Origin of the sequence: Methylobacterium brachiatum (assembly GCF_020523825.1) — a bacterium.
Classification (GTDB): Bacteria; Pseudomonadota; Alphaproteobacteria; order Rhizobiales; family Beijerinckiaceae; genus Methylobacterium; species Methylobacterium brachiatum.
The window spans coordinates 326,377-352,773 of record NZ_JAJALK010000002.1 but is presented as its reverse complement, the minus strand read 5'-3'; the positions used below and the strand labels follow the sequence as shown (position 1 = coordinate 352,773).

At 66.1% G+C, this 26,397-nt stretch carries 22 protein-coding genes, 1 tRNA gene and 1 pseudogene; 17 read left to right on the top strand and 7 right to left on the bottom strand.

The window, feature by feature from the left end; genetic code table 11:
- Window positions 1–158 precede the first annotated feature (158 nt).
- Window positions 159–425: a hypothetical protein gene (locus LGR69_RS05355; RefSeq protein ID WP_230365399.1), complete on the bottom strand. Its 267-nt coding sequence runs from the start codon at window positions 423–425 to the stop codon at window positions 159–161.
- A gap of 1,033 nt (window positions 426–1,458) precedes the next feature.
- Here LGR69_RS05355 and LGR69_RS05350 point away from each other — a divergent pair.
- The 7 genes from LGR69_RS05350 (at window position 1,459) to LGR69_RS05320 (ending at window position 8,818) form a co-directional block, all read left to right on the top strand.
- Complete coding sequence (locus tag LGR69_RS05350; RefSeq protein WP_230365398.1) at window positions 1,459–2,460, top strand: GHMP family kinase ATP-binding protein; 1,002 nt, start codon at window positions 1,459–1,461, stop codon at window positions 2,458–2,460.
- A gap of 63 nt (window positions 2,461–2,523) precedes the next feature.
- Window positions 2,524–3,456, top strand: a complete 933-nt coding sequence (locus LGR69_RS05345; RefSeq protein ID WP_230365397.1) for an NAD-dependent epimerase/dehydratase family protein — start codon at window positions 2,524–2,526, stop codon at window positions 3,454–3,456.
- A gap of 84 nt (window positions 3,457–3,540) precedes the next feature.
- Entirely contained in the window at window positions 3,541–4,128 is a 588-nt protein-coding gene (locus LGR69_RS05340) for a D-sedoheptulose 7-phosphate isomerase (RefSeq protein WP_230365396.1), read from the top strand.
- Between the two features lie 22 nt (window positions 4,129–4,150).
- Entirely contained in the window at window positions 4,151–5,374 is a 1,224-nt protein-coding gene (locus LGR69_RS05335; RefSeq protein WP_230365395.1) for an HAD-IIIA family hydrolase, read from the top strand.
- Between the two features lie 327 nt (window positions 5,375–5,701).
- Window positions 5,702–6,940: a class I SAM-dependent methyltransferase gene (locus tag LGR69_RS05330; RefSeq protein ID WP_230365394.1), complete on the top strand. Its 1,239-nt coding sequence runs from the start codon at window positions 5,702–5,704 to the stop codon at window positions 6,938–6,940.
- 2 nt (window positions 6,941–6,942) lie between these two features.
- Window positions 6,943–7,905, top strand: a complete 963-nt coding sequence (locus tag LGR69_RS05325; RefSeq protein WP_230365393.1) for an NAD-dependent epimerase/dehydratase family protein — start codon at window positions 6,943–6,945, stop codon at window positions 7,903–7,905.
- Entirely contained in the window at window positions 7,892–8,818 is a 927-nt protein-coding gene (locus tag LGR69_RS05320; protein ID WP_230365392.1) for an NAD-dependent epimerase/dehydratase family protein, read from the top strand. The genes LGR69_RS05325 and LGR69_RS05320 overlap by 14 nt, the downstream gene beginning before the upstream one ends.
- A gap of 497 nt (window positions 8,819–9,315) precedes the next feature.
- On the opposite strand, the gene LGR69_RS05310 is transcribed toward LGR69_RS05320, so the two are convergent.
- From LGR69_RS05310 to LGR69_RS05300, 3 genes are all read right to left on the bottom strand, one after another.
- Window positions 9,316–9,705 (bottom strand): thiol-disulfide oxidoreductase DCC family protein, encoded by a 390-nt coding sequence (locus tag LGR69_RS05310; protein WP_230365391.1) that lies wholly within the window; start codon window positions 9,703–9,705, stop codon window positions 9,316–9,318.
- A gap of 259 nt (window positions 9,706–9,964) precedes the next feature.
- Window positions 9,965–10,040: transfer RNA gene (locus LGR69_RS05305), tRNA-Ile, on the bottom strand.
- Between the two features lie 38 nt (window positions 10,041–10,078).
- Window positions 10,079–10,744, bottom strand: coding sequence for a DNA-3-methyladenine glycosylase family protein (locus LGR69_RS05300; RefSeq protein WP_230365390.1), 666 nt, complete (start codon window positions 10,742–10,744; stop codon window positions 10,079–10,081).
- Window positions 10,745–10,934: 190 nt separating this feature from the next.
- Between LGR69_RS05300 and LGR69_RS05295 the strand changes: the two genes are divergently transcribed.
- The 3 genes from LGR69_RS05295 to LGR69_RS05285 all read left to right on the top strand — a co-directional run bounded on the left by LGR69_RS05295 (window position 10,935) and on the right by LGR69_RS05285 (window position 12,249).
- Window positions 10,935–11,492 carry a metallophosphoesterase gene (locus tag LGR69_RS05295; protein WP_091865157.1) on the top strand — a complete coding sequence of 186 codons (558 nt, stop codon included), beginning with the start codon at window positions 10,935–10,937 and terminating at the stop codon, window positions 11,490–11,492.
- A 58-nt stretch (window positions 11,493–11,550) separates the two neighbouring features.
- Window positions 11,551–11,895 (top strand): hypothetical protein, encoded by a 345-nt coding sequence (locus LGR69_RS05290; RefSeq protein ID WP_230365389.1) that lies wholly within the window; start codon window positions 11,551–11,553, stop codon window positions 11,893–11,895.
- Window positions 11,896–12,009: 114 nt separating this feature from the next.
- The gene (locus LGR69_RS05285) at window positions 12,010–12,249 is read left to right on the top strand and encodes a hypothetical protein (RefSeq protein WP_091865155.1); all 240 of its coding nucleotides are present in this window, start codon (window positions 12,010–12,012) and stop codon (window positions 12,247–12,249) included.
- A 207-nt stretch (window positions 12,250–12,456) separates the two neighbouring features.
- Here the strand turns inward: LGR69_RS05285 and LGR69_RS05280 are convergent, their stop codons facing one another.
- The gene (locus LGR69_RS05280; protein WP_230365388.1) at window positions 12,457–13,194 is read right to left on the bottom strand and encodes a sigma-70 family RNA polymerase sigma factor; all 738 of its coding nucleotides are present in this window, start codon (window positions 13,192–13,194) and stop codon (window positions 12,457–12,459) included.
- A 273-nt stretch (window positions 13,195–13,467) separates the two neighbouring features.
- Between LGR69_RS05280 and LGR69_RS05275 the strand changes: the two genes are divergently transcribed.
- From LGR69_RS05275 to LGR69_RS32165, 3 genes are all read left to right on the top strand, one after another.
- Window positions 13,468–14,649 carry a YihY/virulence factor BrkB family protein gene (locus LGR69_RS05275; protein ID WP_007559255.1) on the top strand — a complete coding sequence of 394 codons (1,182 nt, stop codon included), beginning with the start codon at window positions 13,468–13,470 and terminating at the stop codon, window positions 14,647–14,649.
- Window positions 14,650–14,919: 270 nt separating this feature from the next.
- A complete protein-coding gene (locus LGR69_RS05270) occupies window positions 14,920–15,630 on the top strand; it encodes a Crp/Fnr family transcriptional regulator (protein ID WP_230365576.1) in 711 nt (236 codons plus the stop codon).
- A gap of 372 nt (window positions 15,631–16,002) precedes the next feature.
- Window positions 16,003–16,275, top strand: coding sequence for an acyltransferase (locus tag LGR69_RS32165; protein ID WP_370881374.1), 273 nt, complete (start codon window positions 16,003–16,005; stop codon window positions 16,273–16,275).
- A 128-nt stretch (window positions 16,276–16,403) separates the two neighbouring features.
- On the opposite strand, the gene LGR69_RS05265 is transcribed toward LGR69_RS32165, so the two are convergent.
- Both LGR69_RS05265 and LGR69_RS05260 read right to left on the bottom strand, forming a co-directional pair.
- Complete coding sequence (locus LGR69_RS05265; protein ID WP_007563049.1) at window positions 16,404–16,724, bottom strand: DUF3862 domain-containing protein; 321 nt, start codon at window positions 16,722–16,724, stop codon at window positions 16,404–16,406.
- A gap of 7 nt (window positions 16,725–16,731) precedes the next feature.
- Window positions 16,732–17,934, bottom strand: a complete 1,203-nt coding sequence (locus LGR69_RS05260) for an efflux RND transporter periplasmic adaptor subunit (RefSeq protein ID WP_230365387.1) — start codon at window positions 17,932–17,934, stop codon at window positions 16,732–16,734.
- Window positions 17,935–18,046: 112 nt separating this feature from the next.
- Between LGR69_RS05260 and LGR69_RS05255 the strand changes: the two genes are divergently transcribed.
- The 4 genes and pseudogenes from LGR69_RS05255 (at window position 18,047) to LGR69_RS05240 (ending at window position 26,396) form a co-directional block, all read left to right on the top strand.
- Window positions 18,047–21,211 carry an efflux RND transporter permease subunit gene (locus LGR69_RS05255; RefSeq protein ID WP_230365386.1) on the top strand — a complete coding sequence of 1,055 codons (3,165 nt, stop codon included), beginning with the start codon at window positions 18,047–18,049 and terminating at the stop codon, window positions 21,209–21,211.
- A gap of 337 nt (window positions 21,212–21,548) precedes the next feature.
- Window positions 21,549–22,356, top strand: a pseudogene (locus tag LGR69_RS05250) (IS5 family transposase).
- 692 nt (window positions 22,357–23,048) lie between these two features.
- A complete protein-coding gene (locus tag LGR69_RS05245; protein WP_230365385.1) occupies window positions 23,049–23,693 on the top strand; it encodes a dienelactone hydrolase family protein in 645 nt (214 codons plus the stop codon).
- Window positions 23,694–24,566: 873 nt separating this feature from the next.
- Window positions 24,567–26,396, top strand: coding sequence for an ATP-binding protein (locus LGR69_RS05240; protein WP_230365384.1), 1,830 nt, complete (start codon window positions 24,567–24,569; stop codon window positions 26,394–26,396).
- Window position 26,397: the final 1 nt, after the last annotated feature.

Here is a 26,397-nt window from a genome sequence, read left to right as displayed (position 1 = left end):
GGTGTCGATGTCCTAGACGGGATTCGTCGTCATACGGAAGTCTCCGAGACCCGAAGGGGATCGGGCCGGGGCCAGGCCGGCGACAGGACCGAGCTCATGTGAAGGCTTCGATTCCTCTGAGGATCGATCCTCGACGCAGCGCCGTCGGCGACGCACCTCTACGCGGCCTGTGCGTCTCGCGCGCCCTGCAGGTCAAGCCAGAGATCCAGACCCAGCGGGCCCTGTTTGCGGATCGCGACCCGCGCCCGCAGCATTTCACCCCCGCGAACGAGCGTCAGATGCTCCGGAATCCCGCCGGCCGTGATCACGCGCACATGGGCGCTGCCCTCGTCGGACGCCAGGATCGCGCAGGGGACGTCGAACCCGCCGAGCCTGATGGTCGCTTTCGGGTGCGGGGTGGGGTGAACGAAATGCTTGCTGGCCATGCTGTGCGCATCCGCCTTCTGGAAGGGAGCAGATTAGGCCATATCCGATGCGTCTTGTGTCGTCGGGCGGCAACGGCTTCGACAAATGCGCCGGTGCAACGGTCCGTGATGTGTCTTGACCCGGCGGCGAATGCAGCGCGATGCGCATGTGCCGACCGGAGGTGGAAGGCGTATTCGGTCCCCGGGTTTCAGCACAGGTAGGATGCCGCTGATGACCCGCCCGTCATCGACGCGAGGTTTGCTCCGTTGGCCGTGAGGGCTGGTGTGCCTCGATCTGAGCTGCGGCAGCGGGGTGTCGGGATTCGCGATCTGGATCGCGACCGCATGACAGCTGGCCCGGTTTGGATCAGGCGCCGTTGACCCTCTGAATGACGGGCCGAGGATGGCAGGTTTGACCTGACGGATGCCCGGCATCCACCCTCCGTCAGGGCTCAGGATGCCAGAAAACCTCGCGCTCAGCGGGGCCTAGCGTGGTGGAGCAAGGGGCGAACGGGGCACAGGTTATGCGCTCTGGCCATCAGTCCGTCGAAGAGCATTGCCGCCGGTGCGCGGGTCGACAGCATCGCCCTTGGGCAGACCAGGGCGGAGCACGAGCAGAACGCTGGCCAGCACCGCCCGGTTTTTGGTCGGACGGTGCCCGTCCCCCGAACGGCAACGCGGCAGTTGCAGCGGCGGGGCAATCTCGTCCGTGAGTTTTTCGGTGTGCAGTGGTCGATCCATAGCCGGTCGATGCATAATCTTAACCATCGTGCCGATTCCAATAGAGCGCTACAAATATTTATTCCAAATACATGCCGTCATTTCGGCATATTGAAAATTATAATTTTACATTGGGATGATATATTTCATAGTGTATTGTAGTTTTTCGGCATAAGACCGACCGATTTATTGATTATAAAATATCTTTCTATGGACCTAGCGCATCGATCCTATGAATGTTATGGCCGATCGCCAGCATATCGAAGATCTGGACTGATTCATAAATATAAAACTTCGAGACATCAAAACGAATTGTGCAAATGGATTTGCTGTAATGCTCACGGTCACGCGCACGCCGCTGCGGGTTAGTTTATTCGGTGGTGGGACGGACTACCCGGAGTATTTCGAGCGTGAGCCGGGCGCAGTCGTCGGCATGGCGATCGACAAGTATATTATCATAGCTGCTTTGGGTCTGGTCGGATGCCAGGACTATAATTACAGGCTCAGCTACTCCAAGCTGGAGCATTGTCAAAATGTTCTTGAAATAGAGCACCCAGTCGTTCGGGAGGTCCTGAGGCATTTTGACGTCAGCCACCGCCTCGATGTCAGCGTCATCTCAGATCTTCCGGCGGCGGGCAGCGGGTTAGGGTCATCGTCTGCATTCACCGTAGGGTTCCTGCGGACGGTGTATGCGCTGCTCGGACAAAAGCCGACGAAGATCGAGTTGTCGAAAAAAGCGATTGAGGTCGAACGCGACATCTTATGCGAGAATGTCGGCGTACAAGACCAGCTTCACGCAGCCTTCGGGGGTATAAATCGGTTCGACTTCAGCGGCTCCGCGATCCGAATATCCCCCCTTCAGATGACCTCTGCAACGCTGCGGCAGCTCAACGCTTCAATGGTGCTCGTGCATACCGGCATCGCGCGCCGCGCGACGACAACTGTCGCCGCGCAGATTGCCGTGACGCGGACCCGGGCCATCGACAGGGAATTGTCCGAGCTCTACCGCCTTGTGGCGGAATGCGTCTCCCTGTTGGAATGCGGAACTCCGGGCTGGCTCACGCAGCTCGGCGAGATGCTCTCAGCGTCGTGGAAGATCAAGCGGACGCTTTCGCCAGATGTCTCCAACGCTGTTCTCGACGATCTGTTCGAAACGATCGTCGCCTCGGGTGCTTATGGGGCGAAGCTGTGCGGTGCTGGGGGCGGCGGCTTTTTCCTCGCCCTGATCGATCCAGAGCGGATTCCCGGCCTAGCCGAACGGGTTGCCCCTCTCTCGGTCATCCCGATCAGCGTCGACGTCGATGGTTCGACCCTGATTTACTGCCAAAGCCGGTAGCCGCCTGTTCATGAAGCGGCTCAGCTTCAAATCATCACTGACTGAATGAGACGAGACGTCACGATGCGCATTCTGATCACTGGCGGCGCAGGCTATATCGGCACGATCCTGGTGCCGATGTTGCTGGAACGCGGGCACCACGTCACGGTCTTGGACACATTCAAGGCAGGAACTCCGGACCTGTCCGCCGCCTGTCTCTACGATGGGTTCGAGCCCATCAAGGGTGACGCGCGCGATACGCGGATTCTGGACGACCTGGTGCCGAAGCACGATGTCCTCGTCCCGCTTGCGGCCCTGGTCGGAGCGCCGTTGTGCAAGGAAGACGCGATCGGCGCTACCACACTGAATCGGGATGCCGTCGTCGCGCTGGTTCAGCGGGCGAGTGGCGAGCAGATGATCGTCTATCCGACGACCAACTCGGGCTACGGCGTCGGTGAGACCGGCAAGTTCTGCACCGAGGAGTCGCCGCTACGACCGATCTCGCTCTACGGCACCACCAAGGTGGAAGCCGAGAAGGCCGTGCTCGACAGCGGGCGCGGCGTCAGCCTGCGGCTCGCGACGGTGTTCGGCATGGCACCGCGCATGCGGCTTGATCTCCTCGTCAACGATTTCACGCATCGCGCCGTGACCGATCGAGCGCTCCTCGTCTTCGAGGGGCATTTCAAGCGCAACTACATCCACATCCGCGACGTCGCCAAAGGCTTCATTCACGCGATGGACAATCACGGCCGGATGCGTGGCGAGGCGTACAATCTCGGCCTGTCGAGCGCGAACCTGTCGAAGCTGGAGCTCTGCGAGCGCATCAAGGCGCACGTTCCGAACTTCGTCTACGTCGAGGCCCCGATCGGCGAGGATCCGGACAAGCGCGACTACATCGTGTCCAACGAGAAGCTGGAGGCGACCGGCTGGTTCCCCGATTTCGATCTCGATCGGGGTATCAAGGAACTGATCAAGGGCTTCCGGATGATTCGAAATTCTCGGTTCGCCAACGTTTAGTCTGTGAAGAAACGAGGATCACTGAACGCTGCGCCATGAAGCCTGTCTCTCGCTGGCTTGAACGGGTAGCGTCTCGAGGTAATCATGAGCCCGATCGTCAATTTCCTTACGAAAACCCGGGACACTTTCCAGGATGCCCTCGATGATCGGCGCTTCCACGCGACTGTGCTCGAGATTGCCGATCTCGTCACCGCCTCCTTGCGCGGCGGCGGGAAACTCCTGACGATCGGCAACGGCGGGAGTGCCGGCGACGCACAGCACATCGCGGGCGAGTTCGTCTCGCGGCTCAACTACGATCGCCCACCCGCCGCGGCGATAGCGCTGACGACGGACACCTCCGTGATTACCGCGATCGGCAACGATTACGGCTACGAACACGTGTTCGAGCGGCAGGTTCTGGCTCTCGGCCGTCCGGGCGACGTCTTACTCGCGCTTTCCACGTCCGGGCGCTCGCCGAGCGTGCTGAGGGCGATGGATGCCGCTCGTGCGATTGGCGTTCGAATCGTCGCTTTCACGGGCGCGACGGGAGGATCGATGCCGGAGCGGGCCGACTTGTGCCTGCACGCGCCGTCGGATGCGACCCCCCTGATCCAACAGGTTCACATCACCGCCGCGCATATCGTCTGCGGTCTCGTCGAGCAAAACCTGTTCCCGCGCAATGCGGAGAAGTGAGGGGCCGACTTTGACCAGGGCGGTGGATGCGAAGCCGGGCGCAGTCAGGCAGGCGATGATCCTGTGTGGGGGCTTCGGCACCCGCCTCGGCGCTTTAACGGCGGCGACCCCCAAGCCGCTCCTGCCCGTGGCTGGCGAGCCGTTCCTGGACGTGCTTCTGTTTGAACTGGGTCGTCACGGATTCACCGACGTCGTGTTGCTGGCGTCCTTCTACAGCGAGAAGATCCGCAGCTACGCCGCCGACAACCCGATCGCCCGCCGCTTCGGCATGACGCTGCGGGTCTCGATCGAGCCGGAGCAGGCCGGGACTGGCGGGGCGGTTGTTCATGCTCTCGCCGAGGCGCAGGAAACGTTCCTTCTCCTGAACGGCGATTCCTGGTTCGATTTCAATCTCCTCTCCCTCACGCTCGCCGCATCCTGCCATCCGGATGCGGCGATGATCCTCTCGCTCCGGCGGGTCCCGGACGCGTCGCGCTACGGCGTGGCCGTGCTTGAGGGGGCGCGGATCACGGCGTTCCTGCAACGGCCGCCCGCCCCCGGCCCTGGTCTCGTCAATGCCGGGGTTTATCTCGTGCGCCGCGATGCCCTGACGGGCCTGCCTGCCTCCTGCTCCCTTGAGCAGGACGTGTTGCCCGGGCTGGTCGCCGAGGGACGCGTCTTCGGCCGGGCCTACGACGGCTATTTCCTCGATATCGGCGTGCCTGAGAGTTATGCTCGGGCTCAGACGGAGATTCCAGCCCGCCGACGGAGGGCCGCGGCATTCCTGGATCGTGACGGCGTTCTCAATCACGATCATCGCTATGTCGGTTCAATCGACAGGTTCGACTGGATAGACGGCGCCCGTGAAACCATCCGCGGCTTGAACGACGCCGGCTTTTTCGTGTTCATTATTACGAATCAGGCCGGGATCGCCCGCGGCTTTTACACGGAAGCGGATCTCGCCGTCCTGACGGGGTGGATGCAGGATGAATTGAACGCGGTGGGCGCGCATTTCGACGACCTGCGGTTCTGCCCCTATCACCCCGACGGGACCGTCGAGACCTACAAGGCGGTCCACGCGTGGCGTAAACCGAAACCTGGCATGATCCTCGACTTGATGACCCATTGGGAGATCGATCGAGCGCGGAGTTTCCTGGTCGGTGACCAGGAATCAGATCTTGCCGCGGGTCGAGCGGCGGGGCTCGCCGTGCATCATTTCGTCGCCGATGACCTGCTCGCCTTCATGCGTCAATCGAACCTGCTGTAACACGTTGCTTCGGATATAAATCAAGGAAGAAGTATATTTTTTTTCATATTTTCTTTGCCAAAAACGGGATTTCTACCCGTAAATTTGATTCTGCGGCAAGCTTTTTATCGACGAATGCCATGATATTTTGCTTATTACGAGAGATTTAGATTGTATTTGTCGCGTAAAAACTCTCTATTATGTAAGATATGATGTATTTTGACATTGTTTTATCCCGCGTGCGGCGTTAGTTGCGCTGTTCAACGTCCACCGTTAAGCGCCTCTTGCTCGTAAATCGCTGCATCGCGGATGGTTACAGGTTTTACAATGACAGGAACGAAACTCGCCATGGCATGCCGCGTCTGCGACGGACGCGATGTCGAGCTGTTCCTCGACCTGACCGATCAGCCGCACTGCAACCGCCTGATCCCGCCGGAACTCGCCGACCGGCGCGAGCCGCATTTCCCCCTGCGCGCCGGCTTCTGCCACGATTGCACGCTCGTCCAGATCGATCACACGATCCCGAAGGAGAGCATGTTCAGCGACTATCCCTACGTCTCGGGGACAACGAAGACGCTGGTCGAGCATTTCCGCCAGACCGCGGCCCGGCTCGTGGAGCGGTACGGCCTCGGGCCTCAGGACCTCGTCGTCGACATCGGCAGCAACGACGGCACGTGGCTGCGGCAGTACGAGCCCTTCGGCCTGCGCCGCTGCGGCGTCGAGCCCGCCTCCAACGTCGTGGAACTGGCCCGCGCCGCGGGCGTGCCGACCGTGAACCGTTTCTTCAATGCGGAAACCGCGGAACTCGTCCGCGCCCAGGACGGTCCGGCGAGCCTGATCACCGCCGCCGGCGTCTTCTTCCACCTGGAGGAGCTGCACAGCGTCGTGAAAGGCATCGTCACGCTGCTCAAGCCGGACGGCGTCTTCGTCGTGCAGGCGATCTATCTGGGTGGCATGATCGAGAATACCGCCTTCGATCAGATCTATCACGAGCACCTGTGCTACTACACGCTGCGCTCCCTGGAGCAGCTCTTCGCGCGCCACGGTCTCGAAGTCTTCGATGTCAGCGTCGTCCCGGTCCATGGCGGGTCCCTCGAGGCGCATGTCGGCTTCCCCGGCGCCCATCCCGTCAGCGACGCGGTCAGGCGCATGCGCGCCGACGAGGAGGCCCGCGGCTACGGCACCTTCGAGACCTATCTCGGCTTCGCCGAGAACGTCCGGCGCCTGCAGAGCGCGCTGCTCGATCTGCTGGAGCGCATGCACGCCGAGGGCAAGACGGTCCACGCCTACGGCGCCCCGGCCAAGGGCGCGACCCTGCTCAACGCCTTCGGCATCGGCCCGCGGCTGGTTCAGTATGCGGCCGAGAAGAACCCGCTGAAGTTCGGCCGCCTGATCCCCGGCGCGCGCATCCCGATCGTCGAGGAGGGCAGCGTGCCCGCGCCCGACGCCTACCTGGTGCTCGCCTGGAACTTCATCGACGAGTTCCTGGCGCGCGAGCGCCGCTACCTCGAGAACGGTGGCGCCTTCATCGTTCCGGTTCCGGAGCTGAAGGTGATCACCGCCGCAGACCTGCCGAAGGCGGCCTGAGCATGGGCGCTCTGCCCGAGACCGTCGTCATCGTCGGTGCGACCGGGTTCGTCGGCCGTAACCTCGTCGCGCATCTCGCCGGTCGCGTGCAGCGGCTGATCGCGATCAGCCCCTCCGGCCGCGCGGTGCCGGGAGCGACCGAGGCCGCCCGCTTCGACGCGATGGACGCGCTGTCGGTCCCCGCCGATACGATCGTCGTCAACGTCGCCGCGCAGCGCTACGATGCCGACCAGTTCGAGACGGCGCAGAGCGATCTGCTCACCGGCAACGCCGAGATCACCAACCGCCTCTACCGGTTCTGCCTGACGAAGGGCATCCGCGAGGTGCGCGCGGCCTCGAGCGTCGCCGTCTACCCGGCGGCCTGCGATCCCTTGGACGACGCGCGGCCGGTCGATCTCAACGCGCCGCCCAATCGGAACGAGGCCTTCTACGCCTGGTCGAAGCGCTGGGGCGAGGTGGTCGCCGACCTCCACGCCGAGCGCTATGGGATCCACACGCTCAGCTTCCGCCTGAGCAACCCCTACGGCCCCCACGACTCGACGGATCCGCGCAAGGCGCACGTCCTGCCGGCCTTCGTGATGCGCGCGCTGGCGCCCGGGGATCGCTTCGAGATCAAGGGCAACCCGCTGGTCGAACGCGACTTCATCTATGTCGGCGACGTCGTCGACGTGTTCGCCCGCTCCCTGGAGATACGGGAGGCGAGCGACGTGCTCAATCTCTGCCGCGGGCAGACCACGACCCTGCTCGACCTCGCCCGCACCATCCTGGAGGTGGCGGGGGAGGACCGGCCGCTCCACGCCCCCGACACGGCGACCCACGGCGTGCTCGCCCGCCGCTCGACCAACCGGCGGCTGCGCGAGCGCTTCGGGATCTCGACCTTCACGGGGCTCGCGGACGGGCTGCGGCCGACGATCGCGTGGTATCGCGAGGCCTATCGCGACGGGGCTCACCATGCCGGGGCCTGAGCACGACATCGTCATCGGGGCCGACGGCTTCCTCGGGCGCAACCTCGTCCCGCGGCTCCGGGCCGAGGGCCGCGAGGTCGTGGGCATCGGACGCGCGGCGGGTGACCTCTCCGACTGGGCGAATGTCGAGCGTGCGCTGCGCGCGGCGCCCCCGGCCGGCCGCATCTTCCACGTGGTGACCCGCCAGCGCACCGGCGCCGTGCAGTACGACATCCAGGGCGAGCTCCTGGCGATCAACGCCCGGATTCACCTCAACGTCCTCGAAGCGTGGCGCCTGTACCAACCGCAGGCCAAGCTCGTCTCCACGGGCTCGTCCTGCACCTATCCGGAATCGGCGGAGCCGCTCCCCGAGGCGCGCTTCGGCCAGGGACCCACGCACCCGTCCGTGATCGGCTACGGGCTCGCCAAGCAGGTCCTGGCGACGGGCTCGGCGGCCTACGCGCACCAGTACGGTCTGAGCTTCCTGCACTGCGTGCTGGCGACCCTGTACGGCCCCCACGACAACAAGGCCGCCGATCGCAGCCACTTCGTCGGCGCCCTGCTCGACCGGGCCGTGCGGGAGAAGGCGGCGGGCGCGCAGCAGTTCGAGGTCTGGGGCAACCCCCAGACCGTTCGCGAGGTGCTGCATGTCGATGACCAGATCGACGCGATCCTCGCGGCCGACCGGGTGTTCGACAACGAGATCCTCAACTGCGCTGCCAACACGCCTGTCACCGTCGAGGCGGTGGCGCGGGCGGCCCTGACCGCCCTCGACTGGTCCGTCCCCTTGGTGAGCCCGCCCGGCTCGTTCCAGGGGGCAGCCTACAAGATGCTCGACTCGACGCGCTTCCTCGACCGGACCGGCTGGCGGCCGCGGATCGATCTCGAATCGGGCCTGCGCAGGCTCGTGGCGGAGGAATACGCCAAGCGGTGAAGACGCGGCGCATTCAGAGCGCCCAATAGAGTTGCTCGATCGGGTCCTGCGAAACGACGTTCACCACTGCCCCTCGATCGGCGTCGCGTTTTGGTTTGCTTCAATCTCGGTAGAGGCGGATTGATGGAGCCTGGATTCGGCGGGTGGTGACAAAAGGCTGTTTGGAACTTGTGATCCGTCGAGCGGCCTGGTTGAGCAGGATGCAGACGAAGACGGCGATGTGCGGGTCGGTCATAACCGGCCCGCTCGCCACTCTCGGGCGGGGAACGCACGGCCCGGCTGTCGAGCACGATTGCTGCCGGGTAGGGCGGGCTGTCCGGGGCCAGGCGCAGCACCACGCGCAGATCCCCGGCCGGGTGCCGGAAGCGGCCGGCTTCCGCCAGCGCTGAGCCTGTTCATACACGACGAACCACAGCGGCAGGTCACGGGATATCAGGCGCGGGCGCCCGGTGATCCGATACGGGTCCCCGGTGCGATTCTTCTCAGACGTTGCCGACTCAGCGGTGCCGGCGCGCGATCAGCCGTGCCAGGCGTGGCCGTAAGGGTAGCGACAGCCGGTAGGCCGCCTCGGCCAGCGGCAGGAGGGGCCGCAGCCCGAAGACGCGCAGGTCGAGGAGGCGGCCAAGCCAATGCCAATGGGGCAGGACCCGCCACAGACGGGCGAACGCTGCCGCACCCGACACGAGCTGGCCGTCGGCGCTCCGCACGTGGAAGCGTCGCAGCGCGTCGGCCCGGTCGAGATCCGGACCCAGGCCGACCTCCGGCGCGGTGCGCCCGACATCGACGAAGGCGATCCGCTCGGCTCCGCGGCATTGGCGATAGTGGCCGATCTCGGCCCGGCAGAGCGGGCAGCCGCCATCGTAGTAGACGGTCAGGTCGGAACTCATCGGATCAGCGCTCAGGGTTTGCAGGGCCGGTCCCCGTGCCTCTGGCACGATGGACGAGGCAGGCCGCGACCGGAACGCGGTGCGGGTTTCGGGGAAACGCCCCAGCCCCGTGATCGCCCCCGGGCGGAGGCGGTCTCAGCGTCGCAGATGATCCGGCCCGCCGATTCAGGAGGCTGGGCTGACGCCGTGCGAGGCGACGCGCGTCGGGTGCGGGCTAAATCCGAAATGCCCAAGCGAAACCAGCACGCCGCAAAACGGATGGTGGGCCCGGCAGGACTCGAACCTGCAACCAGACCGTTATGAGCGGTCGGCTCTAACCATTGAGCTACAGGCCCTGCGCCCGCGGAACGGATAGCCGATCGGGGGGCGTCCGTCACCCGGATTCCGTCGCGGCGCGGGGGCGCCGGGGGCGGGGTGCGGGGCGGGTCGGGGGCTCGGCCGGGGCAGCGTCCTTGATGCGCCACAGGTAGCGGGCGAGGATCGAGCGATAGGGCGCGAAGGGGGCCGCGAGGCTGCGCGTGTCGGTGCCGCCGGTGAGCCGGCGCAGGCAGCCCACCGCCGCCACGTCGCCCTCGGGCCAGATATCCGGGTCGTGGAAATGGAAGATGCCGACCATGTCGGCGGTCCAGGGGCCGACGCCCCGGATGCCGCACAGGATCGCGGCGCGCTCCGCATGCGGCCGGTGGGCGAGGTCGGGGCCGAGCAGGCCCGCCGCCTCGGCGGCGACGATCGCCTGGAGGGCGCGGACCTTGTTGCCCGAGATGCCGCAGGCCCGCAGCAGCGCCGGGTCGCCGGTCTCGAACAGCCCGCGCGGGCTCGAACCGGCCGCCGCCGCGGCGGCCTCGATCCGGGCCCAGATCGCCGCCGCGGCCCGGGTGGAGAGCTGCTGGTTCACGACCTCGACGAACAGCCGGTCGGCTAGGCAGGCCTGCGGCGGCGGGTCGATCCGGAGCGGGCCGACCTGCCGGATCGCGGCCTCCAGGGGCGGATGCGCGCGCGCGGCGTCCAGAAGGTGCGCGTAGGCTGTGGGATCGAGCATCGCGACGACGATAGAGGCCCGGTCGCGCGCGGGGCAAGCGGGTGCGGCCTCGGGGCCCCGCGGGTGCGCCGGTCGCGATCCCCGCCGGTTGCGGGCACGATGCCGCGCCGGGCTTGCTCGGCGCCGGCCCCGATCCACCTCGCCTCGGCGCCGGACGCGGTGACGGGCTTGAACGGCGACATCTCACGGCATGGCGATCTTCTTCACCGCGGACACGCATTTCGGCGACCCGCACATCCTCCGCCACCGTCAGGCGCGCTACGGCAGCCTCGAGGCGCATGACGCCGCCCTGGTCGCCGGCTGGAACGCCGTGGTCGGGCCCGACGACGCGGTCTGGCATCTCGGCGACTTCGCCGCGGGGGCGAGCCGCGCCCGCTGCGCGGAGCTGTTTGCCGAACTCAACGGCATCAAGCGCCTGGTTCGCGGCAACCACGATTCGAACCGCGTCCTCGACCTGCCCTGGGCGGAGCCGCCCGTCGACAGCGCCCGGATCTCGGTGCCGGACGCGCAGGGCCGGGAGCACCGCCTGTTCCTGTCGCACTACGCGCACCGGGCCTGGCCCGGCCTGTGGCGGGAGACCCGCCATCTCTACGGGCACAGCCATGGCTGGCTGCCCGATACCAGCCGCTCCTGCGATGTCGGCGTCGACGCCTGGGACGACCGCCCGGTCGGCCTCGACGCCATCCTGGCGCGCCAGGACGCGGCCGAGCTGGTGCCGGAGGAGATCGCCCGCCACGGGCTGCGCTGACCTCCGGCGCGCGAGCCCTATGTCGGATGGCGGACCCGAGACCCCGCGCGAGGCCGCCATGACCGAATCCGTCACGACCGAACCCGGCACGACCGAACCCGCTGCGACAGACACCCCTGCCCCGTCCGCCTGGACCGACGCCGCCACGAACGCCGCCGCGCGCGCCGCGGCCGAGCTCGGCCTCGGCGGCGCCGTCGCCGGCCTGGATACGGAGGCCTGGGCGCGGCTGCGCGAACGGACCGCCGCGCTCCTGGCCGCCGAGGGCCGTCCGCTGCCGCCGGATTGGGAGCGGGCGCTGGCCCGGGCGCTCGGCCGGGCCGATTTGGAGGTGCTGGCCCGCGACGAGGCCGACACGGTGCTGGCCGAGAAGGGCGAGGTGTTCGCGCCCGAGGACGATGCGTAGAATCGGGCGAGGCCTGAAACCGAGACTGAGACTGAGACTGAGACTGAGACTGAGACCGAGACTTCCTGGCGCCGGGTGGTTGCCGTCGCGCCCCTCCAGGCCGATGTAGGCAGCATGCCACAGCCCGATCATCAGCGCGCCGCCCCGAGATCCGCGCCCGGGACCGCCTCCACCACCCTGCGGGTCTTCCCGATCGCGGCCGGCGCCCCGGTCCTCGACGCGCAGACGCGGATGCGGCTCGGCCGCCAGCTGCAGGCGCTCTATGATCCGGTGATCGACGAGGCGCTGGATCCCAGATTGGCGGAGCTGCTGCAGCAGCTCGACGCGGACCGGGGCGACGACGCCGCGCGCTGACGGGCGCGCCCCGAAAGGGGCTCCCGTCGGTGGATCGGGGGGATGTCACACCGACGGGAGCTGAGCCAGGACGACGGATCGACCCAACTCGCCCTATGTCGCCCAGGAATCAGCCCGGGCGCCTTCACTTAAGTCAAATTTGTTGGCGAATACAGAGGGAAGCGCCGCGGATAGGGGTATTCGGCGGTGGAAATCCTCCGGCCTCCGTCAGGCGGAGGTCCCGGTCACCGACAGCATCACCCCGTCGCTGCCGATCTCGGCCCCGGTATAGCCGAGCATCCGGGCGAGCTGCTCCCGGGCGCGCCAGACCCGGCTCTTCACGGTGCCGATCTGGCACTTCATGACGGCGGCGGCCTCCTCGTAGCTGAGGTTCTCGATCGCCACGAGGACCAGCGCCTCGCGCATCACCGGCGCGAGCCGGTCGAGGGCGGCGCGCACGTCCTGCAGGTCGAGATGGCCGCCCTGCTCCGGCACGCTGGTCAGCCGTTCGGCATAGCTGCCGTCGGTGTCGGGGATCTCGCGGCCGTGCTTGCGGTGCTGGCTGTAGAACACGTTGCGCAGGATCGTGAACAGCCACGCTTCCAGGTTCGACCCGGGGGTGAAGCCGGCGCGCCCGCGCCAGCCGCGCAGCAGCGTGTCCTGAACGAGGTCGTCGGCCGCGGCCGGGTCGCGGGTCAGCGACACCGCGAAGCGGTGCAGGGCCGGCACCACCTTCAGCAGGCCGGCGCGGAACGCCGCGTCGCGCGCGTCGTCGCCTCGGGTGAGCGCGGCGTCGAGGCGCGCCAGCAGGTCGGCGAAGCGATCCGACGTGGCCCCCGGGGCCGGGCCGACCTGATCGTAGGTAAGGCCGAGCAGCGTTCCGAGGTGCGTGCGGATCGCTTCCGGCAGGCCGTGCCGGATGTCGTGGGTCGGATCGAGCAGGGTGCGGCCTTCGATGTCGGGCATAAGGTCCGGGCGTCGCCGAACGGGCTGGTCGCGCCCGTCGAGAACGCTTGTGGCGCGCCCAAGCGGCCTACGCCCCAACATGGGTTAGAACAGGCCGCGCCGAAGATGAAACCGGCCCAATACAAGCAATCCCCGGCACCGGGCGCCGGAACCGCGGCGGATTGCAACCGGGCCGCGAACCGGTCTGCGCGTCGCGGCGTTCCCTGTCGGATCGGCAACCCGTGGGGGGCCGGTTCGAAGGCGTTTTTCGCGAACCCGTGTCGAGGCGTACCGATGGCTTCTCCCGATCCAGACCGCAACGCGGCCCGCGACTCCGGGGGGCAGGCTTCGACGGTCTGGACCCTGGCCCTCGCCACCGCGCTCGTCGGCCTGGTCGCGTTCCCGCGCCGGGCAGCCGCGCCGACCGGACGGCGGGCGGATCCGGGGGCGCAATCCGGCTTCGCGGGCTCGTCGGCGCGCAAGCCGTCGCCCACGCACGAGGGCCGCGAGGCCGAGGCGGTGGCCCGGACCGAGGCGGATCGCGGCCGGGGCGCCAGCCATCCGGCCGAGATCCCCGCCAAGGGCTGGAAGGACATCGCGCTGCGCACCTATCGCGACATCGGCGAGAACCGCCTCTCGCTGATCGCGGCGGGGGTGACCTTCTTCACCCTGCTGGCGATCTTCCCGGCGGTGGCGGCGCTGGTCTCCTGCTACGGCCTCGTGGCCGACGCCTCGACCATCAACGACCAGCTCACCAGCCTCCAGGGCATCCTGCCCCAGGGGGCGCTCGACATCGTCGGCGACCAGGTCAAGCGGCTGAACGAGCAGGGTAACACCGCGCTGGGCTTCAGCCTGCTGATCAGCATCGTCCTGTCGGTCTGGAGCGCCAATGGCGGCGTGAAGCACGTCTTCGACGCGCTCAACATCGTCTACAACGAGCGCGAGAAGCGCAACTTCTTCGTGCTCAACCTCGTCTCCCTGGCCTTCACGGCGGGCGCGCTGGCCTTCCTGATCCTGGCGCTGGGCGCCGTCGTGGTGCTGCCGGTGGTGCTGTCGTATGTCGGGCTCGGCGCCGATGCCTGGTGGCTGACCCTGCTGCGCTGGCCGGCGCTGCTCGTGGCGGTCCTGCTCGGGCTCGCCCTGCTCTACCGCTACGGCCCGAGCCGGGACGCGCCGCGCTGGCGCTGGGTCACCCCCGGTGGCGCCTCCGCGGCGCTGCTGTGGCTCGTCGCCTCGCTGCTGTTCTCCTGGTACGTCGCCCATTTCGGCAGCTACAACAAGACTTACGGCTCCCTCGGCGCCGCCATCGGCTTCATGACCTGGATCTGGATCTCGACCATGATCGTGCTCGCGGGTGCCCAGCTGAATGCTGAGATGGAGCATCAGACCGCCGAGGACACGACGGTGGGCGAGCCTCAGCCCCTCGGCACCCGGCAGGCCCGGATGGCCGATTCGGTGGGCGCCGCCGCCGAGTGAGGTGATGGGCTGGCGCGCGCCGGCCGGCAGGGCGGTCGCTTAACGCAGGTTAGCGCGCGGCTGCGCGGTCGCGGCATAAGCCGTCGAAATTCTCCAGACTTCGACGTTCGGAAGCCGATATATCCCGTGCCGAGATTAGTCTTCGTGCCGCACGCCTTGGCCGGCGGCCTGATCGTGCGTGATGCGGCCGGCGCGGGCCCTGGGCCGGGTGGCCGGCCCGTGCCGGCCCGGGAACCGCATCGCCGCAGCCTTCTCTGACCGGAGGCGGACCTGACCAACCCCTTCGTGCGGAAGATGGAGCGGCATGTCCGGCTCGCGCCCGAGGACCGCGCGGCCCTCGACGGGCTCGCCCGCCAGCACGTGCGTCCGGTCGCGCCGCGCCAGGACATCGTCGGCCAGCACGACGACCCGTACCACACCCACCTCATCCTCGACGGCTGGGCCTGCCGGTACCGGCAGTTTCCCGACGGGCGGCGCGCGATCGTCTCGCTGCTCCTGCCCGGCGACCTGTGCGACCCCGGCGTCACCCGCCGGGCGCGCATGGACCACGCCATCGGGGCGCTCACAGCGGTGACGGTCGCCCGCATCGCGCCGGACCAGATCGGCGCGGCGGTCCGGGCCCGGCCGGCGCTCGATGAATGCCTGTGGTTGGAGATGCGCGACACCACCGCGCTCCAGCGGGAATGGATCGCCAGCGTCGGTCGCCGCACGGCGATCGAGCGGCTCGCGCACCTGTTCTGCGAGCTGTACCTGCGGCTGGCGCGCGTCGGCCTCGCGGACGGGAACACGATCCCGATGCCGGTGACCCAGCCCGACCTCGCCGACGCCCTGGGCCAGACCAGCGTTCACATCAACCGCACCCTGAAGGCGCTGCGCGGGGCCGGCCTGATCGCCCTGCGCGGCCGGCGCCTTACGATCCACGACCTCGACGGGCTGATGAAGCGCGGCCTGTTCGACCCGGCCTACCTGCACCTGGCCTGATCCCCGCCCGCGACGCGCTTGCCCGGGATGCGAGAATCGGGATAATACTGAATTGGGCCCGGCCTAATTAGGGGCTGGCGATAGGTGGATACGTTGAACGCGCTCCATTTATGGCGATTATATAGCTATTTTGTTCTGATCATATACAATAGATGTCCGAACTTCTACGCCTTCAACGGCGTACGGCGGGCGTTGTTGCGCCATATCGGCGTTCGGGTCGGGACACGATCGCATATTTCAAGTCCCCTCGTGTTCGAGCAGAGTTTCAGCACCGAGACCGTCCGAGGGCTTACGATAGGATATCAGACGTTCGTCAATTCCGAGGTCCGATTTGCATGCCGGGACTCACGGATCGAGATCGGCAATCGGTGCATGATCGGTCCCCGGGTAAGCTTCGAAACATCGACCCACACGCTCGTCGTCGAGGGGTTTCACGAGCGAACAGAGGAAACGAGGCTGACGTTTCATAAGGATATTTGCGTGCGCGACGGCGTCTGGATCGGGGCCGGTGCCCTCATCTTGTGCGGCGTCACGATCGGGGAGCAATCTATAGTTGCGGCCGGATCAGTCGTGACCCGGGATGTGGAGCCGGGAATATTGGTCGGCGGCGTTCCGGCGAAGATGATCAGACGGCTGATCGCTTAGGGTTTGAAGTCACGCAGCATGGCCTGGTGATGTCTGAGAAGGGTGGATTTGCGACGGGCTGCTTTCGGGTACGAAGCCGGAAAAGCGGACGCCCGCTTAGCCGACGTTCATCCCCCGGAAACGACAGATTACTCAGTTTCGCTCAGCCCAAGTTGCGACTTGTCGGTCAGCCTGTCATCGCGGAACGTCAGCGTGAGATTGGCCCCGTAGGTGCCGCGCCCGCGCCAGGAATAGGTCGTGCGCTCGGCACGGCCGATGCTGAGGTGTGAGATGCGCCGGCCGCTGCAACCGAGAAGGTGGCGGACATGGCCGTAGCTCATCCCGTGCTTCAGGGCAGCGTACTGGCTGCGATCCACGCGGCACCGGCTCGCGCCGTTGGGTTGAGCAGCACTGGCGGCGGAGGCGGCGAGCAGCAGGGCGAGCGAGAGGGGGAAGAGGAGCCGCATCATCGCCGCCTCACCCGGGCTGCTTGGAGGCGGCGCCGTTCACCGGCTGGGCGCCCGTCGAATTGGCTTTCATGGTCTTGGTCTCGACCTTGAGATCCTGGCGCATGTCCTGGATGTGGTCCGTCACCACCTTCTCGCCGGGCTTGAGGCCCGCGACGATGGCCGTGTCCTCTCCGAAACTGTCGCCGGTCGTCACCGGCTTCTGGCGCACCACGCCCTGTTCGTCGACGACGTAGACGATCTGCTGGGCGAGTTGGGCGGAAAGGGCGATGGTCGGGATGAGGAGCTTGTCCTCCGTCCCGGTCTTCACACGGGCCCGCACGAACTGACCGGGGAGGAAGCGCTCGTCGGGATTCGGCAGGAGGGCACGGACAAGGCGGCGGGCGGTGCGGGGATCGAAGCGATTGTCGAGCTGGTAGATCCGCGCCTCGCGCACGGGCTTGCCGGCCTCGTCCAGCACCTCCACCGTCACGGAGCCTCCCTGCATCGCCTCCCGCACGGTCTCTGAATCCTCCGAGGAGAGGGCCATCTGCACGTCGATCGGATCGAGTTGCACCACCGAGACGAGCTGCGTTTGGTTCTCGATCACGAGGTCGCCAGGATTGATGATCGACAGGCTCGCCCGGCCGTCGAAGGGGGCGTTAACCGTCGCGTAGTCGAGATTGAGGTTCTGCCGGGCGATGGCGGCCTCCGCCTGCTGCACCTGGGCGCTGGCTCCGGCCGCGTTGGCCTGCAACTGCTGGAGCCGCTGCTCCGTGGCGTACCCCTTGTCGGCCAGCGTATCCGTGCGACTGACCTCGGCTTGAGCGAACTGAAGCTGCGACTTCGCCTGCGCCTCCTGAGCCTTGGCCTGGGCCAGCGAAACCTCGAAGGGGCGCGGATCGATGCGGAACAGCACCTGCCCCTTCTTCACGTGGCCCCCCGGCTCGAAAGGGCGCTCGATGATGTTGCCCGTCACCCGCGCCTGGAGGGCCGCATCCTGCGGGGCGATGATCGTGCCGGTGTAGGTGAAGGTGATCGGCACCGCTTCTCTGCGCGCCGTTGCCACCGTCACGGTCATGGGCGGCTCTTCGGCTTTCTTGGGCGCCTGCGCCCCCGTCAGCGAGGCCATGATCGCGGACGGCGCGGGCCGCCCGGCCGCCAGCCAGCCGCCACCGGCCAGCACCGCGAGGACCCCGGTTCCGATCAACCCGTATTTCGCCCCCGATCGCACCTGAACCGCCCCCTCCGAGGCGCCCCCGGCGCCGAACCGGACAGGGAACACGCAAAACCCATTGGCGTTGCATGCCCGGTCCCCGCGACCACCGATGGATTGTCGAGGACCGATGTTCGCCCGCTTCGTCGACCGGCCCATCCTGGCGGGCGTGATCTCCGTGCTGATCACCCTGATCGGCGCGGTGGCCGGCCTCACCCTGCCCATCGCTCAGTTCCCCGAGATCGCGCCGCCGATCATCAACGTCCAGGCGACCTATCCCGGCGCCAGCGCCCAGCAGGCCTACGACGCGGTGACAACGCCGCTGGAGCAGGAAATCAACGGCGCGCAGCACCTCCTCTACATCGCCTCGACCAGCAACACCGACGGCAGCGTCAACCTCGACGCGACCTTCGAGATCGGCTCCGACCTCGATGCCGCCGCCGCCGAGGTGCTCACCCGCGCCAACCGCGCGGAGGCGAAGCTCCCGGCCTCGGTGCGGTCGCAGGGGTTGGAGATCCAGAAGAGCACGCGCCAGCAGCTCGGCAACATCGTCCTCTACGCCGAAGAAGGCTCGCCCTACGACGAGCTGTTCCTGGCTAATTGGGCCGAGACGCAGGTGATCAAGCCCTTGCGGCGGGTTTCCGGCATGGGGCGGATCCAGAACTTTTCCCAGAAGCGATACGCCATGCGGCTCTGGCTCGATCCGGTGAAGATGGAGGCCCTGGCGATCAGCCCCGATGCCGTGATCAAGGCGGTGAGCCAGCAGAACGAGCAGATCACGACGGGATCGCTCGGCAAGCCGCCGACCGACGGCAAGCCGACCCCCTTCGAGTTGCAGGTGGTCACGCAAGGACGGCTGAGCCAGCCGCAGGAATTCGCCAACATCCTGCTGCGGGCCAACCCAGACGGGTCGGTGGTACGGGTGCGGGACGTGGCGCGGGTGGAGCTCGGCTCGGAGCAGTACGGCGTCCGCTCCAGCTTCGACGGGAAACCCTCCGCGACGCTCGGTCTCTATCAGACGCCCGGCGCCAACGCGGTTCAGGTCATGGACGGCGTGAAGTCCACGATGGAGGAACTCGCCCGCCGCTTCCCGCCGGGCCTCAAGTACAAGATCGCCCTGGACCGGACCGAATTCGTCCGCGAGGCGATCACCGAGGTGGTGCACACCCTGTTCGAGGCGCTCGTCCTCGTCATCGTCGTCACCTACCTGTTCCTGCAGAACTGGCGGGCGACGCTCATCCCCTCTATCGCCGTCCCCGTGGCGCTGGTGGGCACCTTCGGGCCGATGGCCCTACTTGGATTCTCCTTCAACACGTTGAGCCTGCTCGGCATGGTGCTGGCGGTCGGCCTTGTGGTCGACGATGCCATCATCGTGGTGGAGAACACCGAGCGGCTGATGGACGAGGGAATGGAGCCCCGCGCGGCGTCCCGCGAGGCGGTGAATGAGGTGGCGGCTCCGGTCATCGCCACCACCCTGGTGCTGGCGGCCCTGTTCGTGCCGGTGGCTTTCATCCCCGGACTCACCGGCCAGCTCTACAACCAGTTCGCCCTCACCATCGCGATCTCCGTGACGATCTCGGCGGTGGTCTCCCTGACCCTCACCCCGGCGCTCTGCGGCCTGATCCTGAAGCACCGGCCCGAAGGGTCGGACCAGCGCGAGAGCAGGTGGAAGGCCCCGCTCCGCTGGTTCAACCGCACGCTGGAGGCGAGCGCGAACGTCCTGACCCGGGTGATCGGCGCGCTGAGCCGTCACCTCGTGATCGTCGGCGTGGCCTTCCTCGCCTTCGCGGCGCTCACCGTCCTTCTCGTGATGCAGCGCCCGACCGGCTTTGTCCCGAACGAGGACCAGGGCTACTTCTTCGCCGACGTCGCCCTGCCGAAAGGCGCCTCGGTCGCCCGGACGGACGCGATGGTCGAGCGCCTGGGCAAGACCCTGCGGGACATGCCCGAGGCGGACCATACGATCGGCGTTGTGGGGCGCAGCATCCTCGCCGACGCGGTGGCGCCGTTCTACGGCTTTCAGATCCCGGTGCTGAAGCCCTGGGGCGAGCGCGCGGCCTCGGCGGACGACATCATCGCCCGGGTGCAGAAGGCGTTCCGGCACGATCCGGACGGGAAGGTGCGGGTGGTGAACCCCTCGCCCCTGCCGGGGCTCGGCACCCGCAGCGGCCTGACGCTGGAGATCCAGGACCGCAGCGGTACTGGCGGCCTCAAGCTGGCCCAGGCAGCGCAGCGCTTCATCGACGCGATGACGAAGAGTCCGAACATCGCCCAGGCGCTCCCGACCACGAGCTACGGCGTGCCGCAGATCAAGCTGGAGATCGACCGGGCTAAGGCCGAGCAGCTCGGCGTACCGCTCCAAAACCTGTTCGACGCGTTGGGGACCTATGTCGGGTCGAGCTTCGTGAACCTCTTCAATAGGTTCGGCTTCGTCTACCAGGTCTACGTGCAGAGCGAGGCCGTGGGCCGCCGCACGATCCAGGACCTCGAAGCTCTACCGGTGCTGAACGGAAAAGGAGAGCCCGTGCGCCTTGGCTCGCTGGTACGGGCGGAGTTCACCACCGGCCCGACCGCGGTCCTGTCCTACAACACCTATCCCGCCATCGAGGTGGCGATCGAGGTGGCCGGGAACGCGAGTTCGGGGACCGTGCTCAAGGAGGTCGAGGCTCTGGCTAAGGGCAGCCTTCCCAGCGATTTCGCCGTGGAATGGACCGACGTTGCCTACCAGGAGAAGGTCGCGGGCGGCTTCGCGCCGCTGATCTTCGGCCTCGGCGTGCTGATGATCTTCCTCCTGCTCGCCGGACAGTACGAGTCCCTGCGCCTGCCCTTCGTGATCCTGCTCGCCACGCCGATCGCGATCTTCGGCGCCGTGGGGTCGCTGGCGCTGCGAGGGCTCGCCCTCGACATCTTCGGGCAGATCGGCCTCCTGCTCCTCGTAGGGCTGGCGGCTAAGAACTCGATCCTGCTCGTCTCTTTCGCCGAGGATCTGCGCCGGCAGGGCGAGGACGCCCTCAAGGCGGCGCAGGACGCGGCGCGCCTGCGGATGCGCCCGATCCTCATGACTTCCTTCGCCTTCATCATGGGCTCGATCCCGCTCGCCATCGCCAGCGGCGCGGGAGCCAATGCCCGCGTCTCCATGGGCACGGTGGTGATCGGCGGTCTGATCGTCGCGACCTTCATCACCCTTTTCATCACCCCGACCTTCTACGTCGCCTTCGAGCGGCTGTTTGGCGCTGACAGGCTCGCCGCCGATGCAACCTCAGGAAACTCCGGTGGGGTTCAACCGGCCGAATGAGCCTGGGCGCAATACGACCATAGCAACCGCGGAACGTCTGTCCGCTTTCGGGAGCCGCACAGTCGCGCATGAACGACTGCGTTGGGTTGATAGGAGACTGTCCGCTTTTTCGGCGGCTTCTCTCCGACGCGGGCCAGCCCCTTTCGGTGATATCCGGCCGATCAGCAATTGATCAGCTTGGTTCGAGTCCCTCAACATCCCCGCTGAGAGCGGCGTCTCCCTCGCGGCAAATGATTAGGCAACCCCTTCTACTCCCGCTACCTATGATACCCAATGTCGAGGTAAGCTATTGTTTTAGAGCGCCTAACGAAACCGGCGGTTGGCGCGTTGGTCGGGCATGGCGAAGTTCCTCGTTCCCGACGATCTCTGGGCAGTGATCGCGCCGCTGCTGCCACCGGCGCGGGCGCGTCCGAAGGGCGGGCGGCCGCCGATCCCGGACCGAGCGGCGCTGACCGGCATTCTGTTCGTGCTGCGCACTGGTTTGCCGTGGGAGTACCTGCCGCAGGAGATGGGGTGCGGTTCGGGGATGTCGTGCTGGCGACGACTGCGTGATTGGCAGAGGGCAGGCGTGTGGGCGGGCCTGCATCGCGCCTTGTTGGGGCAGCTGGACGGTGCCGGACAACTGGACTGGAGCCGAGCGGCACTCGACAGCGCCAGCCTTCCGGCGAAAAAAGAGGGGCGGCGACCGGTCCAAACCCGACCGACCGGGGCAAGCCGGGCACGAAGCGCCACCTCGCGGTCGATGCCCGCGGCACGCCGCTCGGTGTCGTCCTGACCGGGGCCAACACTCACGACAGCACCCAACTCGTTGCGACGCTCGACGCGATCCCGCTGGTGCGCGCTCGGGCCGCCGTGGACGCCCGCGCCACAGGCCCGGCAAGCTGCACGCCGACAAAGCCTACGACCACCGCCGTTGCCGCCGGGAATGCCGGGCCCGCGGGATCGTGCCCCGCATTGCGCGCCGGGGCGTCGAAAGCAGTCAACGCCTGGGCCGCCACCGTTGGGTCGTCGAGCGTACGCTGGCGTGGTTGGCGCGTTTCCGGCGGCTGACCGTCCGCTACGAACGCCGCGCGGATATCCATCTCGCCTTCACGACCCTCGCCTGCGCCCTCGGCACACTCAACCAACTCAAACGGTTCTGTTAAACGCTCTTAGACCTGGAGTAGCGCCTTCGTTGTTCCGCGGAACAACTGGCGTGTGCAGGGCTGTTCGCAAAAACGGTTTTCGTCACCTGACGTGCCCAGAGCCGATCCGCCGAATCTTATCAGGGAGCGCGCACGCCCCGGTGCCCTACGAGATGACCGGGGCAGTTACCCTCGGGAGTGACGCCTCTTCCCTGAAAGTCCCCCAGAACTCCTCCGTACTTAGGGAGGGACGAGCCGTGAGAGCTAAGTCATTCAAAAGATTGGCGCGCCAGACAGAATGAAACTGCGAACACCTATGTCATTGAGTTCGCGAGATAATTTTAAAGGCCGGGCTAGCAGCCAGTCATCTCACGGCCTTTGTGCCTTCACCGAGCCGCAACTCCTCACTCAAAACCGGACATTCGGCTTTGCGCCCATCTCGGTCATCCATGGAGCCACGGACGCTCATCCATAGCGGACATTCACCGTGACGGCTGCGGCAGTGGCCCATTCGCATAAGGGCACGCTACGAAACGCGGCTTGCCGTGGCACTCACCGATGGCTCGCGACCCAAGGCGAGCCCTCGGAAAGTCCGCTTCCAGCCTAACGAGGGTCAGCAGTCTATGGCTGGGTTGGGTAGTTTGCAGTCGATCCGCTGGCGGTCGTAAGTGGTTCGAAGCGGACGCTGCGGATGTCCGGCCGAGGAGCATCCCATGCCGAACCAGCAAGTCACGATCCGGACGCGCGATGGTGATTGCCCTTCGCACGTGGTGCTTCCGGCCAGCGGCGGACCATGGCCCGCGGTGATTTTCTACATGGACGCTGGTGGTATCAGGCCGGCGATGCTCAACATGGCACAGCAGCTCGCTGACGCTGGCTACATCGTCCTGCTGCCGGATCTCTTCTACCGTTACGGACCCTACGGGCCATTCGTACCGGAGGAGGTGTTCGTGGGTGACTTTCGTGCCGTCCTCGGTCCGCTGATGGCTACAACCGGTTCCCTCACGGCCGCGGAAGATGCAGAGGCCATGCTCGCTTACCTCGACACGCGCGACGACGTTAGAGGTCGGGAGGTCGGGGTGGTGGGCTTCTGCATGGGCGGCGGCATGGCCCTGGTTACAGCGGGAACCTACCCCGACCGGTTCGCGGCAGCCGCGAGCTTTCACGGGGGCAATCTCGCGACCGATGCGCCGACGAGCCCCCACCTGTTCGCGCCGAGGCTGAAGGCGGAGGTCTATATTGGCGCGGCGGAGAACGATGGCAGTTATCCGTCTGCAATGGCCGAGCGGCTGCAGAGATCTCTCACGGAGGCCGACGTACGCTATACATCGCAAACGTATTCGGCTGCGCACGGTTAAATGATGCCGGACTTTCCAGTTTACGACCACGCCGCCGCAGAGCGTGGCTGGAGCGCAATGCTCGCGCTCTTCGGCCGGGCCCTGCACGGTGGCGAGTGATGACGCAGTCACTGATCCAGCCTCCGCTAACAGGCAGGCCGTGTAGTAGCCTGAACGGCGACGTCGGGTCGGATTCGGAATGGACGTTTAGGGGGCTCTGGACATGGTCTGCTTCCGCCGCGCGAAAAGCAAAAGCGGACCTCATGCGTCATGTGGCTAAGTTCGAGCTATGATACCTTGTCAAACGGCAGCGGGTTCGGCGCAACAGAGCTGGATCTGGGTTGCAACCATGATGAATAGCCACCCTTGGCTTTGAAGTAGAATGTCCAAGCATCGTGGTAGTCGCGCGCCATTGATACGTCCCAGCCGTCAGCACCTAAACCCCCAAGGTCGCTGAACCGGTCGATCTGTTCCGCCGCCTCGTCGACGTCCCGCTGTCGCGCCGACCCGACGGACAAGATTGATACCAGCCATTTCACCTCCAAGGCGCCTCTAATACAGCGCGCGTAAACGAGATCCATCAATAAATTTTATAATGAGACTCGAATCCTTCGCGCGGGCGATTCGATAAAAAATTAAATTAGCCGTAAAAGCATTGTTGGAGCGTATATATATTGAAAATTTGATCGGCAATTTTGCGAGCACGACGAGAATATGCGACGTATATCGCGGTTTGACCGTCAGAGCGATCCTTGATCGCGCGCCTATAAACGACGAAGAACAGGGTCAATAATAGACTATTAACCAGTAAGATGGAGATGTCTCCGCGTAGCGGTATATTTAAGCAGGGCATCTCTAAGATCCGGGCAAATTCTGAGCTCGAGGACACGCCTGATGCTGAACTGCGACGTAGCGACACGCCTCGAAACTACAATGGCGCAGATGGGCTTCGTGACGTCGATCGATGGTTCGAAGGTCCATCTTGGGCTGCTGGGCGGCGATGGACGTCCCAGGATCCGCGCGACGGTCGGGCATTTAGTTCAGATCCAGGCCGGCGCCGCCATGCTGGTCGGCGTCATCACCACCTTGTCGTCAGGCGGCGATCGCGGTGGGCCATCGGGCGCCTATGCCAGCCTCGATCTACTGGGAGAGTTCGTCGTCGAGGCCGGGGCAAAGCGGTTCCGCCGCGGCGTCTCCTGCTATCCGGCCATCGGCGATAGTGTTAGCCTGCTCGCTCCGGCGGACCTTCGGGTGGTGTACGAAGTCTCCGCCTCGAACGTCGTGGCCGTCGGTACGCTCGTGCAGGATCCGGATACGCCGGCCTGCATCAAGATCGACGATCTGCTCACGAAGCACTTCGCCGTCTTGGGAACGACCGGAGTCGGGAAGTCGAGCGGCGTTGCCGTGATCCTCGATCAGGTCATGCGCGCGCAACAGAAGATTCGTATCTTCCTGCTCGATGTACACAACGAGTACGCCAATTGCTTTGGCGAACAGGCGAATGTGATCACCGCCCGCAATCTCAAGCTGCCGTTCTGGTTCTTCAACCTCGAAGAGATTGCCGATGTGATCTACGGCGGCCGCCCTCCGATCGACGAGGAGATTGAGATCCTGGCGGACGTGATTCCGCTCGCGAAGCTGAAGTACTCCCAGTACAAGGAGGCGAGTGAGCGACAGACCATAAAGCGTTCGAACGGTAAAAACGCCGGCTACACCGTCGACACGCCTGTGCCATACATGTTGCAAGACCTAATCGCGTTGATCGATGAGCGGATGGGGCGGCTGGAGAACCGTGTCACGCGGATGCACTTCCACCGCCTCATCACCCGGATCGAGGCCATTCGCAACGACCCGCGCTACGGCTTCATGTTCGAGAACGCCAATGTCGGCGGCGATATGATGGGCGAGATCCTCGCTCATCTCTTCCGGTTGGAGCCGGACGGGCGGCCGATGACGATCATGCAGCTCGGCGGGTTGCCGATGGAGGTCGTCGACGCCGTCGTGTGCGTGCTCTGCCGCCTCGCCTTCGAGTTCGGCATCTGGAGCGAGGGCGCGATCCCGCTGCTGTTCGTGTGCGAGGAAGCCCACCGCTACGCTTCAGCCGACCGTGCGATCGGTTTCATTCCGACCCGGCGCGCGCTCTCGCGCATCGCCCGTGAGGGCCGCAAGCACGGGGTCTATCTTGGCCTCGTCACGCAGCGCCCCGCCGAACTCGACCCGACGATCATGTCGCAATGCAGCACGCTGTTTGCCATGCGCATGACCAACGACCGCGATCAGGCGATCCTGGCAGCCGCCGTTTCCGACGCGGTGAACTTGCTCACGTTCGTTCCGTCCCTGGGTACAGGGGAGGTCATCGCGTTCGGCGAAGGCGTGCCGATGCCGGCGCGGTTCACGTTTCGCCCGTTACCGCCGGAGCGGCAGCCGCGCAACGATATGGGCGCGCGTCTCATGGATGACGGCGCGACGATCGCGGGCGCGGGATTCGTCGGCGCGGTGGTGGAACGCTGGCGCGGTGCCACCATGAACAAGGCAAGCGGGCTCGACACTGATCCGTCGGCCGCGACCCGCATCGGTCGCGACCCGATCACCGACGGCGGCAACGGTAACGGCAGCGCCATCGACCAAGTCCATCGCCGGCTGCTCAGGCGTCCTCTCGACGGCGCCGAACACGCGGCCGAGGTTGGTGCGCACGCCACCAAGTCCCTCTGGCAGCAGGGCTGAC